The organism is Streptomyces sp. NPDC039423, assembly GCF_055598725.1.
The window spans coordinates 621,530-638,251 of record NZ_JBVKAH010000001.1; the positions used below are offsets into that span (position 1 = coordinate 621,530).

The 16,722-nt window shown below is 71.3% G+C and carries 16 protein-coding genes; 9 read left to right on the forward strand and 7 right to left on the reverse strand.

Translation table 11 applies throughout. The annotated features are described in order from the left end of the window. Positions 1 to 64 precede the first annotated feature (64 nt). From ACZ7LK_RS02725 to ACZ7LK_RS02735, 3 genes are all read right to left on the reverse strand, one after another. On the reverse strand, positions 65 to 931 hold the full coding sequence (locus ACZ7LK_RS02725; protein ID WP_392276510.1) for a DUF4429 domain-containing protein: 867 nt from the start codon (positions 929 to 931) through the stop codon (positions 65 to 67). 106 nt (positions 932 to 1,037) lie between these two features. Next, positions 1,038 to 2,249, reverse strand: coding sequence for an alpha/beta hydrolase (locus ACZ7LK_RS02730; protein WP_392276511.1), 1,212 nt, complete (start codon positions 2,247 to 2,249; stop codon positions 1,038 to 1,040). A 237-nt stretch (positions 2,250 to 2,486) separates the two neighbouring features. Further along, positions 2,487 to 3,164, reverse strand: a complete 678-nt coding sequence (locus tag ACZ7LK_RS02735) for a TetR/AcrR family transcriptional regulator (RefSeq protein WP_392276512.1) — start codon at positions 3,162 to 3,164, stop codon at positions 2,487 to 2,489. 116 nt (positions 3,165 to 3,280) lie between these two features. Here ACZ7LK_RS02735 and ACZ7LK_RS02740 point away from each other — a divergent pair, with 116 nt between their 5' ends. The 3 genes from ACZ7LK_RS02740 (at position 3,281) to ACZ7LK_RS02750 (ending at position 5,971) form a co-directional block, all read left to right on the forward strand. Further along, positions 3,281 to 4,891, forward strand: coding sequence for an MFS transporter (locus ACZ7LK_RS02740; protein WP_469464762.1), 1,611 nt, complete (start codon positions 3,281 to 3,283; stop codon positions 4,889 to 4,891). Between the two features lie 284 nt (positions 4,892 to 5,175). Next, positions 5,176 to 5,643, forward strand: coding sequence for a peptidase inhibitor family I36 protein (locus tag ACZ7LK_RS02745; RefSeq protein ID WP_471138063.1), 468 nt, complete (start codon positions 5,176 to 5,178; stop codon positions 5,641 to 5,643). A 19-nt stretch (positions 5,644 to 5,662) separates the two neighbouring features. After that, entirely contained in the window at positions 5,663 to 5,971 is a 309-nt protein-coding gene (locus ACZ7LK_RS02750) for a small hydrophobic protein (RefSeq protein WP_471138065.1), read from the forward strand. Between the two features lie 124 nt (positions 5,972 to 6,095). Here ACZ7LK_RS02750 and ACZ7LK_RS02755 read toward each other — a convergent pair whose 3' ends face one another. The 3 genes from ACZ7LK_RS02755 to aceE all read right to left on the reverse strand — a co-directional run bounded on the left by ACZ7LK_RS02755 (position 6,096) and on the right by aceE (position 10,515). Then, complete coding sequence (locus ACZ7LK_RS02755; protein ID WP_392276516.1) at positions 6,096 to 6,827, reverse strand: alpha/beta fold hydrolase; 732 nt, start codon at positions 6,825 to 6,827, stop codon at positions 6,096 to 6,098. A gap of 100 nt (positions 6,828 to 6,927) precedes the next feature. After that, positions 6,928 to 7,731: a potassium channel family protein gene (locus ACZ7LK_RS02760; RefSeq protein ID WP_471138067.1), complete on the reverse strand. Its 804-nt coding sequence runs from the start codon at positions 7,729 to 7,731 to the stop codon at positions 6,928 to 6,930. 51 nt (positions 7,732 to 7,782) lie between these two features. Next, entirely contained in the window at positions 7,783 to 10,515 is a 2,733-nt protein-coding gene (aceE, locus tag ACZ7LK_RS02765; RefSeq protein ID WP_471138069.1) for a pyruvate dehydrogenase (acetyl-transferring), homodimeric type, read from the reverse strand. A gap of 450 nt (positions 10,516 to 10,965) precedes the next feature. Between aceE and ACZ7LK_RS02770 the strand changes: the two genes are divergently transcribed. The 6 genes from ACZ7LK_RS02770 to ACZ7LK_RS02795 all read left to right on the forward strand — a co-directional run bounded on the left by ACZ7LK_RS02770 (position 10,966) and on the right by ACZ7LK_RS02795 (position 15,643). Continuing rightward, positions 10,966 to 11,397 carry a DUF3052 domain-containing protein gene (locus ACZ7LK_RS02770; RefSeq protein WP_392276519.1) on the forward strand — a complete coding sequence of 144 codons (432 nt, stop codon included), beginning with the start codon at positions 10,966 to 10,968 and terminating at the stop codon, positions 11,395 to 11,397. Positions 11,398 to 11,512: 115 nt separating this feature from the next. Further along, entirely contained in the window at positions 11,513 to 11,998 is a 486-nt protein-coding gene (locus ACZ7LK_RS02775; RefSeq protein WP_392276520.1) for a peroxiredoxin, read from the forward strand. Between the two features lie 112 nt (positions 11,999 to 12,110). Then, positions 12,111 to 12,686: a TerD family protein gene (locus ACZ7LK_RS02780; protein ID WP_064071174.1), complete on the forward strand. Its 576-nt coding sequence runs from the start codon at positions 12,111 to 12,113 to the stop codon at positions 12,684 to 12,686. 290 nt (positions 12,687 to 12,976) lie between these two features. Further along, the gene (locus ACZ7LK_RS02785) at positions 12,977 to 13,552 is read left to right on the forward strand and encodes a TerD family protein (protein ID WP_392276521.1); all 576 of its coding nucleotides are present in this window, start codon (positions 12,977 to 12,979) and stop codon (positions 13,550 to 13,552) included. Between the two features lie 83 nt (positions 13,553 to 13,635). After that, entirely contained in the window at positions 13,636 to 14,760 is a 1,125-nt protein-coding gene (locus ACZ7LK_RS02790) for a DUF475 domain-containing protein (protein ID WP_392276522.1), read from the forward strand. A 139-nt stretch (positions 14,761 to 14,899) separates the two neighbouring features. Further along, a complete protein-coding gene (locus ACZ7LK_RS02795) occupies positions 14,900 to 15,643 on the forward strand; it encodes a TerD family protein (protein WP_392276523.1) in 744 nt (247 codons plus the stop codon). A gap of 123 nt (positions 15,644 to 15,766) precedes the next feature. Here ACZ7LK_RS02795 and ACZ7LK_RS02800 read toward each other — a convergent pair whose 3' ends face one another. Continuing rightward, positions 15,767 to 16,615, reverse strand: coding sequence for a TerD family protein (locus tag ACZ7LK_RS02800; RefSeq protein WP_392276524.1), 849 nt, complete (start codon positions 16,613 to 16,615; stop codon positions 15,767 to 15,769). Between the last annotated feature and the right edge of the window lie 107 nt (positions 16,616 to 16,722).

Genomic DNA, 16,722 nt, shown 5'->3' on the forward strand with positions numbered 1-16,722 from the left:
CCGCCGGCTCCGGATCCGCCGGGCCCGGGCAGGCAGGGCCCGGCGGCCTCCCGGCGCCCGGGGATCACAGCTCCGCGAGGAGCTGGGCCTTCTTCGCGGCGAACTCCTCGTCCGTCACCAGGCCCGCCTGGTACAGCTCGCCCAGGTGCCGTATGCGCTCCGCGATCACCGCCGGGTCGCGTCCCGCCGTCACCGCGGCGGGCACCGGCACGGGCAGCCCGCCGGCGTCCCGGACCGCGGCGAGGACCGCCGCGGCGAACGGCAGGGACTCGTGCACGGGCCCGTAACCCAGCCCGAAGACGACCGCCGCCGGGTCCTGGTCCGCCTGCGCCGGCTGGACGTCGCCCGCGTGGCCACGCCGCAGCAGCCGGAGGTAGCCGTCGAAGACGTCGGGCGAGCGCCACTCGACCCCGCTCAGCTCCCGTACGGAGAAGGACTGGTCGCCGGCCTTCCACTTGGCGGACGACGCGCCGGTCCAGAACCAGCGGAACGCCACCTGGCCACCGTCGAAGGACGCCTTGCCGTCGTACGCCTTGAACTGGAGCGGCGCCTCGGGGGCGGCGACCAGGAACCGGTCGGCCGGCTCCCCGGCGTCCGGCCCGAGCAGGGCGCGCAGCTCGTCGGCGTAGTACTCGGCGAGGGTCTCCCGCTCGGCCGGCAGCACCAGCCGGTACGGGTCGCAGGCGTCCTTGAGCTGGCCCGCGGCCGCCTCCATCAGCGGATCGGCTCCCGCCCTCGGGACCGCGTGCAGCACGACCGTGCCGCGTCTGCCAGGGGAGAGGGTCACCGACGCCAACGCTTCGTGCGGGATGCGTCGCTCGCGCAGCGCCTGGTAGAGCTTCGGTGCGCGGATCCCCCGTTCGAAGCGGATGAGCACGGCGTCGGGTTCGAACTCCCAGGTGGCATGAATTCCGGCCAGCACATCACCCATGCGCCTCATCGTATGCGGCGGGCGCCCGCGCGTCGCCCCCCGGAGACGCGCGGGGTCGCCCGGAGACTTGTGGGCCGGGGCGGCGCTCCACGCGCCTCTACGCGCGTCAGACCGTGCTCGTGCCGGAGATTCCGCTGCGGCAGCCGTACGGGTCGCCCTCACAGCGGACCGTACGGTACGAGCCGACGCCTATGTCTGCGAAGTTGCGGAGGCTCTCCGTACCGGGCTCGAAGTACCCGGCGTGGCCCACCGCGCCCGCCGCGGACAGCACCCGGGCCCCGAACTCCGGCGCCACCGGATCGGCGCCGTGCCCCAGCCCGCCGACCTCCAGGTACGGCACCCCGGCGATCCAGTCGTCGGCGTCCCGCATGGCCCACACCCGGGCTCCGGTGCCCAGTGCGGACGCCGTCTCGGCCCGCATTCCGGGGCTCCCGGCCACCGCGACGTCCACCACCCGGGAGGGCAGCCGGCGGGCGGCGACCCCGCACACCACGGAGCCGTAGCTGTGGCAGAACAGCGCCACCCGGGAGTCGCCGGGCAGCGCGGAGGTGAGGCCGACCAGCCGGTTCGCCCCCGTCTCGGCGAGCCGCCCGATGGCCGCGTCCATGCCGACGCCGACGGGCGCGGTGTAGTCGGCCCAGGCGATCACGGCGGTACGGGTGGCGGGGGAGGCGGCGCGCTCGGCGGCGTACAGCGATTCGGCCATCCCGGCGGGGGCCGAGTATTTGCGGGCGGTCTTCTGGAACGTGAGCAGGTTGGTGTCGACGCCCGGGACGACCACCGAGACGTGCTCGGCCCGGTCGAGGTCGCCGAAGACCTCGGCGACACGGCCCTTGCCGGACGGGTCGAAGGCCAGGACCTGCCGGTCGGCGCGCATCAGGGAGGCGAACCGGTGCGTGCGCCGGACGGCCTCCAGGTGCCCCTCCGGGGACAGCCGACCGTCCTCCACCCGCTTCCGCTCGGCCTCCAGCGCGGCGCGCAGCGCGTGCCGGTTGGCCCGGTAGCGGACGGTGACGGGGACGCCGTCGAGGTTGCCCACGACGAGCGGGTGCTCGGCGGCGAGCCGGTCGCGCTGACGGGGGCTCAGCGAGCCGAAGAACGCGGCGAGTACGGACGGCGGGGACGCGGGATCGGGAAGGTCCCGGGTGCCTATCCGGTCGTCCCGCCACGCGGCGAGCGCGGCCTCGCGCGGCTCTCCCGGCCCGCGGTGATGGCGGATCGCGGTCCAGCCGGTCGTCATGAGGAGGACGAAGACCACGGCGAGGGCGAGCAGTGCGCGCCACACCTGGAGCGTGGGGGAGGAGTCGAAGGAAGTCACTGCGGGACACCCTAGGAGACGTGCGAGGGGCGTCGCGACGAGGGTGACGTACATCACGCGTGAGAGTGGCTCATCGGGGTAGTGCGCTCACTCCCCGTACGCGCCGGGCGTCAACACGCCCTATATAAAAGCCGCGTGAGGAAAGGCCCGGTAAAGACGCGAGGCCCGGCAGGGCGCATGGCCCGGTGCGGGTGAGGGCGGGGGGAGGGCGCGAGGGAGGGTGCGGGCGCCCGGGCGTCACCTCCGTGCGCCAGGGGCGCGCCAGTCGGCGGCGAGCGCCGGGCCCAGATGGTCCAGGTACGTCTCGGTGAGCGTCCGGATCGCCTCCAGGGACGCGTCCGCACCGCGCCCCCAGAGCTGCCCGGTGATCCGCATGACGCCGCTGAACGCGGCGACGGCCACACGCGGGCGCGGATCGGCGTCCACGTCCAGGCCCTCCCGTGCGGCGATCAGCTCGGCGATGGTCTCCTCCATCTCGATGGAGCGCCGCAGGTGGACGGCGAGGAGGGCCGGGGTCGACTCGATCACCTGGAAGGTGCGCAGGTACAGCTCGATCGGCACGAGCTCCATGATCGCCTCGCCGATCGTGTCCCAGGCGGACAGCACGGCGTTGCGCATCGCCTCCAGCGGCGCCTCGTGCGCGGGGCGCTCGCGGAGGGCGGTCAGGAAGTGCCGCTCGACCATGTGCTGGACGGCGAAGGCGACCTCCTCCTTGCTGGCGAAGTAGCGGAAGAAGGTGCGCTGCGACACGTCCACGGCGTCGACGATCTCGTCGACCGTCGTCCGCTCGTACCCCCGGGTGGTGAACAGCTCCAGCGCGGCGCGCAGCAGGGCGTCGCGGGTGCGCTGCTTCTTGCGCTCACGCAGCCCGGCGGGCGCCGGCCTCCCGGCGGTGGTCGGCTGCTCGGGCGTCACGTCATGGTCCTCTTTCTGCCATTTCCGGCTGCTCAGGCTACCTGTGAGCGACGCGACAGTTACCGGCGTATGAAACCCTTTGTCAATTGTCAGTCGCTGACACTAGCCTCGCTCGTATGACTAGTAGGACCACCATCCAGAAGTCGCCGCAGGGCCAGGACCCCGTGCCGGGACCGGGCAGGGGCCTGCGCGGCCACCCCTGGCTGACGCTGTTCGCCGTGGCGGTCGGCGTGATGATGGTCGCGCTCGACGGCACGATCGTCGCGATCGCCAACCCCGCGATCCAGCGGGACCTCGGCGCGTCACTCGCCGACGTCCAGTGGATCACCAACGGCTATCTGCTCGCCCTCGCCGTGGCGCTGATCACCGCGGGCAAGCTCGGGGACCGGTTCGGTCACCGCCAGACGTTCCTCATCGGCATCGCGGGCTTCGCCGCCGCCTCCGCCGCGATCGGCATGTCCGACTCGATCGCCCTCGTGATCGCCTTCCGGGTGCTCCAGGGCGTCTTCGGCGCCCTGCTGATGCCGGCCGCGCTCGGCCTGCTGCGCGCCACCTTCCCGGCCGAGAAGCTGAACATGGCCATCGGCATCTGGGGCATGGTCATCGGCGCCTCCACCGCGGGCGGCCCCATCCTCGGCGGCCTCCTCGTGGAGCACGTGAGCTGGCAGTCCGTGTTCTTCATCAACGTGCCGGTCGGGGTGGTCGCCCTGGCGCTGGGCCTGGTGATCCTCAAGGACCACCGCGCGGAGAACGCGCCCCGCTCCTTCGACGTCCCCGGCATCCTGCTGCTGTCCGCCGCGATGGGGTCCCTGGTCTTCGGCCTGATCAAGGCCGGCGAGTCCTGGGGCTGGGACGGCGGCAACACCTGGCTGTGCCTGCTGGGCGCGGTGGTCCTCTTCGCCCTGTTCGCCGTCTGGGAGACGAAGGTCGCGGAACCGCTCATCCCGCTGGGCATGTTCCGCTCGGTACCGCTGTCGGCGGGCACCGTGCTGATGGTGCTGATGGCCTTCGCCTTCATGGGCGGGCTGTTCTTCGTCACCTTCTACCTCCAGGGCGTCAAGGGACTCAGCCCGGTCGACAGCGGCCTGCACCTGCTGCCGCTGACGGCCATGATGATCGTCTCCTCGCCGCTGGCGGGCGCGCTCATCACCAAGTTCGGCCCCCGGGTCCCGCTGGTGGGCGGCATGGTGTGCACCGCGGCCGCCATGTTCGGCATGATCACCCTGACCGAGGGCACCGGCACCCTGGCCATGTCCCTCTGGTTCGCCCTGCTGGGCCTCGGCCTCGCCCCGGTCATGGTGGGCGCCACGGAGGTCATCGTGGGCAACGCTCCGCTGGAGCTGTCCGGTGTGGCCGGCGGTCTCCAGCAGGCCGCCATGCAGGTCGGCGGCGCGCTCGGTACGGCGGTGCTGGGCGCGGTCATGTCCTCCAAGGTGAACGCCGAGTTCGCCGGCAACTGGAAGGACGCCGGCATCCCGGTCCCGCCCGACCCGCGGCTGGAGCAGGCGGCGGAGTTCGGTGCCGTTCCGGCCGAGCTGGCGAAGGCCCCCGGGATGACGCCGGACCTGCTCGCGAAGATCGGCGGCGTCATCCACGACACCTTCCTCTCCGGCATGGGCCTGGCCTTCACGGTCGCGGGCGTCGTGGCGGTCGTCGCGGCGCTGGTGGCCACGCTGACCAAGCGCGGTGAGAACGCGGAGGCGGGCGCGGGCGGCGCCCATATCTGAGCTCCCCGGCCGGGTCCTGCCCGGCGCACGACGAGGGCCCCGCGGCGCGTCCGCTGCGGGGCCCTCTTCGTGGTTGTGGTTGTGGTCGTGGCCGTGCCTGTGCGGGTGGCTGTGGACGTGGCTGTGGCTGTGCGGGTGGCTGTGGACGTGCCTGTGGTCGTGGGGCGTCACCCGGTCGCGCTGCGTCACCCATGCGGGTGGATCCGTCCCGGAATCCTTCCCCAGACGGTGACGGAGCGTGAGGATGGTCGTACGTGATCGTCAGTCGTCCACGGGGGGTTCCCATGCGTTCCACGACCGTTCTCACCACCGCCGTCACCGTCGCTCTCACGGCCGGTGCCCTCGCCGCGTCCGTGGTCGGGGCCGCCGCGCCGGTGACCGCCGCGCCCGTGTCCGTCGCTCCGGTGTCCGTCGCTCCGGTGTCCGTCGCGCCGGTGTCCGCCGAGCGGGGGGCCGCCGCGCCGCCCCGGCTCGGGCCCTGTGACGCCGGGCAGTTGTGCCTGTGGGCGAAGGAGGGCTTCCGGGGTGCCCGGCAGACCCATGAGCTGGCCGACCTCGACATCGATGCGTGCGTCCCGCTGCCGGCCGGATCGTCCGCGGCGTCCCTCGCCAACCGCACCGGACGACCCGTCACCACCTACCAGTCCGCCGAGTGCGCGGAGACCGGCGAGTTCGAGACGTATCCGGGCGGCGGCACCTGGGTGCCCCAATCGCCGTACAAGGTACGGGCTTTCAAGGTGTGGGAGACATGAGCCCGGGCACCCGGGGGCCATGGGAAGTTTCGGGTACACCTCGCGTTCGCGCAGGAGCCCCCGCTCACGCGGCCGGATGTGGTCGCGGACCGGGCCGGATCGCGCGACGCTCGGGATCGTCGGGCTGGTCTGCGCGGTCGCCGGATTCTTCGTGCTGGGCATCGTCCTCGGCCCGGTGGCGATCGTCTGCGGCTGGCTGGGCATGGGCCGGCGCTGGGCGAACGATCACCTTCCGGCGCTGGTCGCCTTCGTCCTCGGGGCGATCGACACCGTCCTGGCCCTCGTCTGGCTGGCCGGTGCCGGCACCCCGGGCAACGGCATCCTCTGAACCCGAACGCACCGGCGCCCCCGGGCGCCGCGCGTCAGGGCGACCGCCCCGGGCACCCTCCTGCCCCGGGGCGGGCCCCGCGCCGCGGCCGTACGGGTGCCTCACCGGGCGGCCCCAGGGCCGGTCAGCCGTGGACGGCCACCTGCCGGGCGAAGCGGCGTACCGCGTCCGTGAAGGCCGCCGGGTCGTCGAAGTTGGCCAGGTGCCGGGCGCGCGGCACCAGTTCGACACGGGCCCGTGGATGTGCCCGGGCGAAGTCCCGCTCCCCGGACCGGAAGACGGTGTCCTTCTCCCCGTTCAGGATGAGTACCGGAGCCGCCACGTGGCGCATGTCGCCCGCGTCGAAGCGGCCGAGCACCTCGTCCCACGCGGCGGGCAGGGTGTGGAAGGCGTAACCGGCGCGGATGGTCGGCTCCACCAGCTCGGGCGGGTACAGCCGGCGCAGCAACCGGTCGTTCCACCGGGTCAGCCGGTCCTCCGGCACCTTGGGCACCAGCCGCGACACCCATCGGTACGGTGTCGCCCACGGGCCCCGGGTGGAGGCACTGGCTCCGGCGAGGACCAGGCCCCGCAGCCGCTCCGGGCACCGCCGGGCGAACTCCAGCGAGGCGTAGCCGCCCAGCGAGTGCCCGACGACCAGAGCCGGCCCCCGGCCGAGCGCGTCCACCGCATCCGCGATGACGTCCGTGGCCGCGCGGAGGCTCCACGGCTCGGCGGAGCGGGCCCCGTGCCCGGGCAGGTCGACGGCGGCCACCGGGAAGTCGTCGCGGAGCGCGGCGATCTGCGGGCTCCACTGGCCCGCGCTGAACCGCGTCCCGTGCACGAAGACAATGGGTGGTGCGTCCTGCGGCGTCATGGATCCCCCCAAGATCAGCGGCCTGCCCGACGGACTGTACAGCCCGCACCGGAAGCCCGCCTTGGCCCGTCCCGGCCCGTCCCCGATGGCCACCCGTCTCTTACGGGGTCCGCTCCGGGGTGGTTCGCTCCGGGGCGGTCGACGACGTGGCCGGACCGGGTACACCCGGGCCGGGCACGGCGGGCACGCCGGGTGCGGTGCCCGAGAGCCGGCCGACCTCCGCCCGCAGTTCCCTGATCTCCAGGGCCAGCGCCTCCAGGAGCGCGCTCTGGCGGCGTTCCTCCTGGTCGTCCCGCTCGAAGCGGGAGATGAACCACGCGGCGATGTTGGCCGTCACCACACCGAGCAGCGCGATCCCGGACAGCATCAGGCCCACGGCCAGCAGCCGCCCGAGCCCCGTGGTCGGCGCGTGGTCCCCGTAGCCCACGGTCGTCATCGTGGTGAACGACCACCACACCGCGTCGCCCAGCGTCTTGATGTTCCCGTGCGGGGCGTCGCGCTCCACGTGCAGCACGGCCAGCGAGCCGAACATCAGCAGCCCCACCACCGACCCGGCCACGTACATGGTGAGCGTTATCTGCGAGGCCATCCGGGCCCGCCGGCCCACGAGCATCAGCGTCGAGACCAGCCGCAGCAGCCGCAGCGGCTGGACCAGCGGCAGCACCACCGCCACCAGGTCGAGCGGATGGCCGCGCACGAAGAGCCACCGGGAGGGGGCGAGCAGCAGCCGCACCGCGTAGTCCAGGGCGAACGCGCCCCACACCACCCACTCCACGGACGTGCACAGCGAGTGGACCCACGGCTCGGCGTCCGGCATGACGATCGGCACCGCGTACGCGATGCCGAAGGCCAGGGCGAGCGCCAGGAGCGGCGTCTGGGTACGTGCTTCCCAGCGTTCCTTCATGCCGGAATGGTAGGCGGGTGCGGGGGGCCGGAGCCCCCCGCGTGACGGGCGTTACGCGTCGCCGCCGGCGGCGCCGGGGTCGGCCGCCGCCACGTCCAGGAGCTGGTAGCGGTCCACCGCCTGCTTCAGCGCCGACCGGTCGACCTTGCCCTCCCGGGCCAGCTCGGTCAGCACGGCCAGCACGATCGACTGCGCGTCGATGTGGAAGTACCGGCGTGCCGCACCACGGGTGTCGGCGAAGCCGAAGCCGTCCGCGCCCAGCGAGCTGTACGTCCCCGGCACCCAGCGGGAGATCTGGTCCGGCACGGAGCGCATCCAGTCGGAGACGGCCACGAACGGGCCCTCTGCGCCGGAGAGCTTCCGCGTCACGTACGGAACCCGCTGCTCCTCCTCCGGGTGGAGCAGGTTGTGCTCCTCCACCGCCACGGCGTCGCGCCGCAGCTCGTTCCAGGAGGTCGCCGACCAGACGTCGGCCCGTACGTCCCACTCCTCGGCGAGGATCCGCTGGGCCTCCAGCGCCCACGGCACGGCAACGCCGGACGCCATGATCTGCGCCGGGACCGACCCCGCCTCACCCGCCTTGAAGCGGTGGATGCCCTTGATGATGCCGTCCACGTCGACGTCCGCCGGCTCGGCCGGGTGCTGGATCGGCTCGTTGTACACGGTGAGGTAGTAGAAGACGTCCTCGGCTTCCTCGCCGTACATCCGGCGCAGACCGTCCTTGACGATGTGCGCGATCTCGAAGCCGAACGCCGGGTCGTACGCGACGCACGCCGGGTTCGTCGAGGCGAGGAGCTGCGAGTGGCCGTCCGCGTGCTGGAGCCCCTCACCGGTCAGCGTCGTACGGCCCGCGGTCGCGCCCAGGACGAAACCGCGCGCGAGCTGGTCGGCCATCTGCCAGAACTGGTCGCCGGTCCGCTGGAAACCGAACATCGAGTAGAAGACGTACACCGGGATCAGCGGCTCGCCGTGCGTGGCGTACGCCGAGCCCGCCGCGATCAGCGACGCCGTGCAGCCCGCCTCCGAGATGCCGTCGTGCAGCATCTGCCCGGTCGGCGACTCCTTGTACGCGAGCAGCAGCTCACGGTCCACGGCCTCGTACTGCTGGCCCAGCGGGTTGTAGATCTTGGCGCTCGGGAAGAACGAGTCCATACCGAAGGTGCGGTACTCGTCCGGCGCGATCAGCACGAACCGCTTGCCGATCTCCTTGTCCCGCATCAGGTCCTTGAGCAGCCGCACGAACGCCATCGTCGTGGCGATCGACTGGTGCCCCGAACCCTTCTTGACCGCCGTGTACGTCTTGTCGTCCGGCAGCGCCAGGGGCTTCGCCCGCACGACCCGGGTCGGGACGTACCCGCCCAGCGCCTTGCGGCGGTCGTGCATGTACTGGATCTCCTCCGAGTCCCGGCCCGGGTGGTAGTACGGCGGGACGCCGCTCTCCAGCTGCTGGTCGCTGATCGGGATGTGCAGCCGGTCGCGGAAGCGCTTCAGGTCGTCGACCGTCAGCTTCTTCATCTGGTGCGTCGCGTTGCGGCCCTCGAAGTTCGGGCCGAGGGTCCAGCCCTTCACCGTCTGCGCCAGGATCACCGTCGGCTGGCCCTTGTGCTCCACGGCCGCCTTGTACGCCGCGAAGATCTTCTTGTGGTCGTGACCGCCACGGCCCAGGTGCAGGATCTGGTCGTCGGTCATGCCCTCGACCATCGCCCGCAGCCGGTGGTCGTCACCGAAGAAGTGCTCGCGGATGTACGAGCCCGTCTCCGTCGCGTACGTCTGGAACTGTCCGTCCGGCGTGGTGTTCAGCTTGTTCACCAGGATGCCGTCGCGGTCCTGGGCCAGCAGCGGGTCCCAGGAGCGGTCCCACACCAGCTTGATCACGTTCCAGCCGGCGCCGCGGAACTGCGACTCCAGCTCCTGGACGATCTTGCCGTTGCCGCGCACCGGGCCGTCGAGCCGCTGGAGGTTGCAGTTGACGACGAACGTCAGGTTGTCGAGGCCCTCGCGGGCCGCGATCGAGAGCTGGCCGAGCGACTCCGGCTCGTCCATCTCGCCGTCGCCCAGGAACGCCCACACGTGCGACGTGGAGGTGTCCGCGATCCCGCGCGCCTCCATGTAGCGGTTCATGCGCGCCTGGTAGATCGCCCCGATGGGGCCGAGGCCCATGGAGACGGTCGGGAACTCCCAGAAGTCCGGCATCAGCCGCGGGTGCGGGTACGACGACAGTCCGTTCGGGAACTTCGACTTCTCCTGGCGGAACGCGTCCAGCTGCGCCTCGGTCAGCCGGTCCAGCAGGAACGCGCGCGCGTAGACGCCGGGCGACGCGTGGCCCTGGAAGAAGATCTGGTCGCCGCCGTCGCCCTCGTCCTTGCCGCGGAAGAAGTGGTTGAAGCCCACGTCGTAGAGGGACGCGGAAGAGGCGAACGTCGCGATGTGACCGCCGACCCCGATCCCGGGGCGCTGCGCGCGCGACACCATGACGGCGGCGTTCCACCGGGTCGCGTTCAGTACCTTCCGTTCGATCTCCTCGTTGCCGGGGAAGAACGGCTCGTCCTTGGTGGCGATGGTGTTGACGTAGTCCGTGCTGCGCATCTCGGGCACGGCCACGCGCTTCTCGCGCGCCCGCTCGATCAGGCGGAGCATCAGGTAGCGGGCCCGCTCGCGGCCGCGCTCGTCCACGGCGGCGTCGAGGGAGTCAAGCCATTCCCGGGTCTCCTCGGGATCGAAATCCGGGACCTGGCTGGGAAGGCCGCCAATGATGATCGGGTTGCGATCGGATCCGGAAGCCACGCTGTTCCTTCTGTTCGGTGGAGCCTACGGCAGTGGAATGTCAGCAGTACGGTCGCGCCGCCACCATCGTGTACCCCATGGGCGTAAACGTCATCTTTACCGAGGGGTAACCCCCACGGGGCGCCTCATCCGGGCCCGGGTCACCGGAAGGCGCTGGTCAAATCGCAACCATACGCCCAACCCGGCCATGCGTTCCGTTCGGCCGTTCGACCCTCACGGGCGCACGGAAGGAGTAGAAGCGAATAAAGTGGGTCAAGAGCCGTGGCGTGTAGCGCGGGCGTGGACGGGAAGGTGCCTGGAGTTGCGGCGAGACGGCCCCAAAAGTCACCGTTTCGGCGGTCTCGCTCGCCGGGTACTTGCGCGATCCGCCCCGCACGTGTGGACTACGCCCAATGCCACGCGTACGCGCGCGGCCGAAGCACTTCCCAAAAAACGATCAGGAGGCAAGCCGTGAGCGCGACCGCGGACCACGCGGAGGAGCGGACCAACCCGGCGGCGAAGCTGGGGTTCGAGCCCGGACAGGTGGTCCAGGAGATCGGCTACGACGACGACGTCGAGCAGGAGCTCCGTGAAGGCATCGAGGCCGTCATCGGCCAGGATCTCGTCGACGAGGACTACGACGACGTCGCCGACGTCGTACTGCTGTGGTTCCGTGACGACGACGGCGACCTCACGGACGCGCTGGTCGACGCCATCGGTCTGATCGACGAGGGTGGGCAGATCTGGCTCATGACGCCCAAGACCGGCCGTGACGGTTACATCGAGCCCAGCGACATCAACGAGGCCGCCCAGACGGCGGGCCTCTCGCAGACCCGGAGCATCAACGCCGGCAAGGACTGGACCGGCAGCCGACTGGTGACCCCGAAGTCCGGCAAGCGCTGAGCCGCTCGCCCGCCGGCCACCAGCCAGCCACCGGGGCCCCCGCCGACATCCGTCGGCGGGGGCCCTGTGCGTAGGGTGGGTCCCCACGAGACCCAGTGAAGGGATGCTTTCTGTCATGGCGATCGAGGCGATCGAGACGACCGCGCCTGTTCAGGTCGGCACCAAGGCCCCGGACTTCGAGCTGAAGGACAACCACGGCCGCACCGTGTCGCTCGCGGACTTCCGCGGTGAGAAGAACGTCGTGCTCCTCTTCTACCCCTTCGCCTTCACCGGCGTGTGCACCGGCGAGCTGTGCGCGCTCCGCGACGAGCTGCCGACGTTCGTCAACGACGACACCCAGCTCCTCGCCGTGTCCAACGACTCGATCCACACCCTGCGGGTCTTCGCCGAGCAGGAGGGCCTGGAGTACCCGCTGCTGTCGGACTTCTGGCCGCACGGCGAGGTCTCTCGCGCGTACGGCGTCTTCGACGAGGAGAAGGGCTGCGCGGTGCGCGGCACCTTCATCATCGACAAGGAGGGCGTCGTCCGCTGGACGGTCGTCAACGGCCTGCCGGACGCCCGCGACCTCAACGAGTACGTCGCGGCGCTCGACACCCTCTGATTCTTCGGCGCAACTGCCTGCTCACGACGGGAACCGGTCACTAGGATCCAGTCGTTGATCCGATGCCAACGCACGACGGGGGCGCTGCCCCTGGAAACCAATGGAGGGACTCGTGGGAGTCAGCCTCAGCAAGGGCGGCAACGTCTCGCTGACCAAGGAGGCCCCGGGCCTGACGGCAGTCACCGTCGGTCTGGGCTGGGACGTCCGCACCACCACCGGTACGGACTTCGACCTCGACGCCAGCGCCATCCTGGTCAACGCCGAGGGCAAGGTCCGCAACGACCAGGACTTCGTGTTCTTCAACAACCTGAAGAGCGCGGACGGCTCGGTCGAGCACACCGGCGACAACCTCACCGGTGAGGGCGAGGGCGACGACGAGCAGGTGAAGGTCGACCTGGCCAACGTCCCGGCCGACGTCGCCAAGATCGTCTTCCCGGTGTCGATCTACGACGCCGAGACCCGCCAGCAGTCCTTCGGCCAGGTCCGCAACGCGTTCATCCGCGTCGTGAACCAGGCCGGCGGCGCCGAGATCGCCCGCTACGACCTGAGCGAGGACGCCTCGACGGAGACCGCCATGGTCTTCGGCGAGCTGTACCGCAACGGCGCGGAGTGGAAGTTCCGCGCGGTGGGCCAGGGCTACGCCTCGGGCCTGCGCGGTATCGCGCAGGACTTCGGCGTCAACGTCTGACCCACCCCCCGGCACACCGCCGGCCCCGACCGGGGCGGGGGTGCCACCGGGGCGCTCCGGCCGCGCTCCACCAGCTCCGGCCGCGCTCCGGCGGGGGTCGAACCGCCGAGCAGTTCCGTCCGGCGCCGCACGCTTCCGTGCGGCGCCGGACGTGCCTCACCGCCCGCCCCGGGCTCGCGTGACCGCGGCCCCGGGCCCGGGCGCACCGGCCGGGCCGTGACCGGGCCGGTGGGTCCGGGGGCCGCCCCCGGGACCACGCAGCAGCAGATCTCAGGGGAGGAATCACCATCATGGGCGTCACGCTCGCCAAGGGAGGCAACGTCTCCCTCTCCAAGGCCGCACCCAACCTCACCCAAGTGCTGGTCGGGCTCGGCTGGGACGCGCGCTCCACCACCGGAGCGCCCTTCGACCTCGACGCCAGCGCGCTGCTGTGCCAGAACGGCAGGGTGCTCGGCGACGAATGGTTCGTCTTCTACAACAACCTCACCAGCCCCGACGGCTCCGTCGAGCACACCGGTGACAACCTCACGGGTGAGGGCGAGGGCGACGACGAGTCCCTGATCGTCGACCTCCCCCGGGTGCCGGAACACGTGGACAAGATCATCTTCCCGGTGTCCATCCACGAGGCCGACAACCGCGGCCAGACCTTCGGCCAGGTCAGCAACGCCTTCATCCGGGTCGTCAACCAGGCCGACGGCCAGGAACTGGCGCGCTACGACCTCAGCGAGGACGCCTCGACCGAGACGGCGATGATCTTCGGCGAGCTCTACCGGTACGGCGGAGAATGGAAGTTCCGGGCCGTAGGACAGGGGTACGCATCGGGTCTGAGGGGCATCGCTCTAGACTTCGGGGTCAATGTTTCCTAAAGCACGTCTCCGGGTTCGTTCAAGACCCGGCGCGCACGGCGCGGGGGAGACCCGTACCCGTACTTAACACGATTGGGTAGCCAGTGGTTCTGAAAACCTTCGGCTGGTCGTTCGCCATCACGGCGCTCGGCCTCGCTTTCGCCGCCTGGCAGTGGGGCTGGGAGGCGTTCGGGATCGTACTGATCCTGTCCGTCCTCGAGATCTCCCTGTCGTTCGACAACGCGGTCGTCAATGCCGGGATCCTCAAGAAGATGAACGCCTTCTGGCAGAAGATCTTCCTGACGGTCGGCATCCTGATCGCCGTCTTCGGCATGCGGCTGGTCTTCCCCGTCGTGATCGTCGCCATCAGCGCCAACGTCGGACCGATCGAAGCGGTCCAGCTCGCGATGGACCAGCCCGAGCAGTACGAGGACCTCGTCACCGACGCCCACGCCGCGATCGCCGCGTTCGGTGGCATGTTCCTGCTGATGATCTTCCTCGACTTCGTCTTCGAGGAGCGGGAGCACAAGTGGCTCGCGTGGCTGGAGCGGCCGCTGGCCAAGCTCGGCAAGGTCGACATGCTGTCGGTCTGCATCGCGCTGATCGTCCTGCTGATCACCGCCCTCACCTTCGCCACCCAGGCCCACACCAGCTCCGGCCACGCCGACAAGACGGCCACCGTCCTGCTGTCCGGCATCGCGGGCCTGATCACCTACCTCGTCGTCGGCGGCCTGTCCGGCTACTTCGAGGACAAGCTGGAGGAGGAAGAGGAACGCGAGCACGAGGAGGAGGAGAAGGCCAGGAAGGCCGGCAAGCCCGTCTCCGCCGTCGGCCTCGCCGGCAAGGCGGCCTTCTTCCTGTTCCTGTACCTCGAGGTCCTCGACGCGTCGTTCTCCTTCGACGGCGTCATCGGCGCCTTCGCCATCACCAACCACATCTTCTGGATGGCGCTCGGCCTCGGCATCGGCGCGATGTACGTCCGGTCGCTCACGGTCTACCTGGTCCGCCAGGGCACCCTGGACGACTACGTCTACCTGGAGCACGGCGCGCACTACGCGATCGGCGCCCTCGCCGTGATCCTGCTCGTCACCATCCAGCACGAGATCAACGAGATCGTCACCGGCCTCGTCGGCGTGATCCTGATCGCCGCGTCCTTCCTGTCCTCCGTACGCCGCAACAAGGCGCTGGAGGCCCAGGGGGCGGACGACCAGACGCACGTCTCCGTGTGACATTCGCCGGGGCCCGCCGGAGTGTGGCGGCCCCGGCAACGAGGAACGCTTCCGTTGCGGGGCGGCCGGGTGCTCCCGGCCGCCCCGCACGCGTATCCGAGCGGATCCCGAGGGGAACCGGACGACTGGGGGTGGGGGCATGGCCTTCTGGGACAGCCTGTTGCGCAACAACAACGCGGCGCAGTTCGACTCGGGCAGCGCCTCGTCGAACTCCATCGACCTGACCAAGCGCCGCCCGACCGTCTCGCTCACCAAACAGGGAGCGGCGACCGGCAACCTGCGCGTCAACCTCTCCTGGCGGATGCGCACCTCCGACATCGAGGGCCGGTCCCGCCGCAGCGGACGGCTGCTGCGGCACCCCTTCCAGCTCTTCAAGCCCGAGGTGGTCCAGGCCCACACCCAGGGCGTGGTCAACGTCGACCTCGACATCGGCTGCCTGTACGAGCTGAAGGACGGCACCAAGGGCGTGGTCCAGCCACTGGGCGGCTTCTTCGGCGACCTCAACGCGGCGCCGTACGTGAAGCTCAGCGGCGACGACCGGTTCGGCGCGCCGTCCGGCGAGACGATCTTCGTCAACCTCGACCACCGGGACGCCATCAAGCGCCTGCTGTTCTTCGTCTACATCTACGACCAGACCCCGGCGTTCGACCGCACGCACGCCACCATGACGCTCTACCCGAGCAACGGGCCGCGCATCGAGATAGAGCTCGACGAGCGCGCCCCACAGGCCCGCTCCTGCGCGGTCTTCCTGCTGGAGAACGTCAAGGACGAGCTGGTGGTCCGACGGGAGGTGCGGTTCGTGTACGGCTTCCAGGCCGAGCTGGACCGGCTGTACGGCTGGGGCCTGCAATGGGGCCGCGGGTTCAAGGCCGGCAAGGTCTGACACCCGTACGGCCCGCCCCTCGGCCTCGCGGAGGCGGCCGGGCCGCCACGGCCGCCGGTGCCGGCGCCTGCCGGGCGCGGGGTCCGGCGGGCGCGGGGTCCGGGGGCGGTTGGCCCGGCGGCGTCAGCGCCGGACGAACTGCGGCCCCATCGGCGGCAGGGTGAAGTTCGGGTCCGGCGCCGGCGCGGCGGCCGCCGCGGGCTGCGGGTAGCCGTAGGCGGGCTGCGCCGCGCCGGGCTGCGGGTATCCGTACGCCGGGCCCGGGGGCGACGCGGGGGGCGGTGGAAGCGTCGCCGGAGCCGGGGGCGCCGTGGCCACCGTCGGGGCGGCGGACGCCCCGGTGACCGGGGAGGACGCGGGCGTCGCCGGAGCCTCGCCGGCCGGCCGCCCGTCCGTCGCGCCGGCCCCGTCCGTACCGCCCGCCTCCTCGGCCTCGTCCACCGAGATGCCGAACGCCGTGGCCAGACCGATCAGCCCGGTCGGGTACCCCTGCCCCACCGCACGGAACTTCCAGCCCTCCCCGCGCCGGTACAGCTCGCCGCAGATGATGGCCGTCTCCTCGCCCGTCTCGGGCTTCACCTCGAAGACGGCCAGCGGCTCCGAGGCAGCCGGGCCCGCGTCGTACAGCAGGATCCTGAGGTCCCGTACGCGCTCGAAGGTGTCGCCGTCCGACGACGCCGCGATCACCACCTGGTCCACCGACGCGTCCAGCGCCGCCAGATCCGCCTCGACCGTGTCGGTCAGCCCCTCCGGCACCCGCTTCTTCGACAGCCGCCGCACCAGCCCCGACGGGTGGCGCGGCTGGTTGTAGAAGACGAAGTCCTCGTCCGAACGCACCCGTCCGTCGGCGCCGAGCAGCAGGGCGGAGGCGTCCACGTCCGGCACCCCGGGGCCCGGGGTCCAGCACAGTACGGCCCGTACGGCCGCGGCGTCGAGCGGGACGTTCGAGCCCTTCAGCATGGCGTGCGTCATGTCCGACATCCTGCCTGGCCGCCCACGCCGCGGACAACGCGGGGGCCGCCCGGGAGGGGCGAGAAGCGGACGAGTTACCTGAAGTTCAGGCCCGGGGGGAACCCGGG

What these genes read in the sequence shown, in the direction of transcription:
- ACZ7LK_RS02775 (WP_392276520.1), top strand. Translation starts at nt 11,513, where the DNA reads ATGGCGATCGAGGCGATCGAGACGACCGCGCCTGTTCAGGTCGGCACC.
- ACZ7LK_RS02725 (WP_392276510.1), bottom strand. Translation starts at nt 931, where the DNA reads ATGGGTGATGTGCTGGCCGGAATTCATGCCACCTGGGAGTTCGAACCC.
- ACZ7LK_RS02785 (WP_392276521.1), top strand. Translation starts at nt 12,977, where the DNA reads ATGGGCGTCACGCTCGCCAAGGGAGGCAACGTCTCCCTCTCCAAGGCC.
- ACZ7LK_RS02795 (WP_392276523.1), top strand. Translation starts at nt 14,900, where the DNA reads ATGGCCTTCTGGGACAGCCTGTTGCGCAACAACAACGCGGCGCAGTTC.
- ACZ7LK_RS02745 (WP_471138063.1), top strand. Translation starts at nt 5,176, where the DNA reads ATGCGTTCCACGACCGTTCTCACCACCGCCGTCACCGTCGCTCTCACG.
- ACZ7LK_RS02800 (WP_392276524.1), bottom strand. Translation starts at nt 16,615, where the DNA reads ATGACGCACGCCATGCTGAAGGGCTCGAACGTCCCGCTCGACGCCGCG.
- ACZ7LK_RS02750 (WP_471138065.1), top strand. Translation starts at nt 5,663, where the DNA reads ATGGGAAGTTTCGGGTACACCTCGCGTTCGCGCAGGAGCCCCCGCTCA.
- ACZ7LK_RS02740 (WP_469464762.1), top strand. Translation starts at nt 3,281, where the DNA reads ATGACTAGTAGGACCACCATCCAGAAGTCGCCGCAGGGCCAGGACCCC.
- ACZ7LK_RS02755 (WP_392276516.1), bottom strand. Translation starts at nt 6,827, where the DNA reads ATGACGCCGCAGGACGCACCACCCATTGTCTTCGTGCACGGGACGCGG.
- ACZ7LK_RS02760 (WP_471138067.1), bottom strand. Translation starts at nt 7,731, where the DNA reads ATGAAGGAACGCTGGGAAGCACGTACCCAGACGCCGCTCCTGGCGCTC.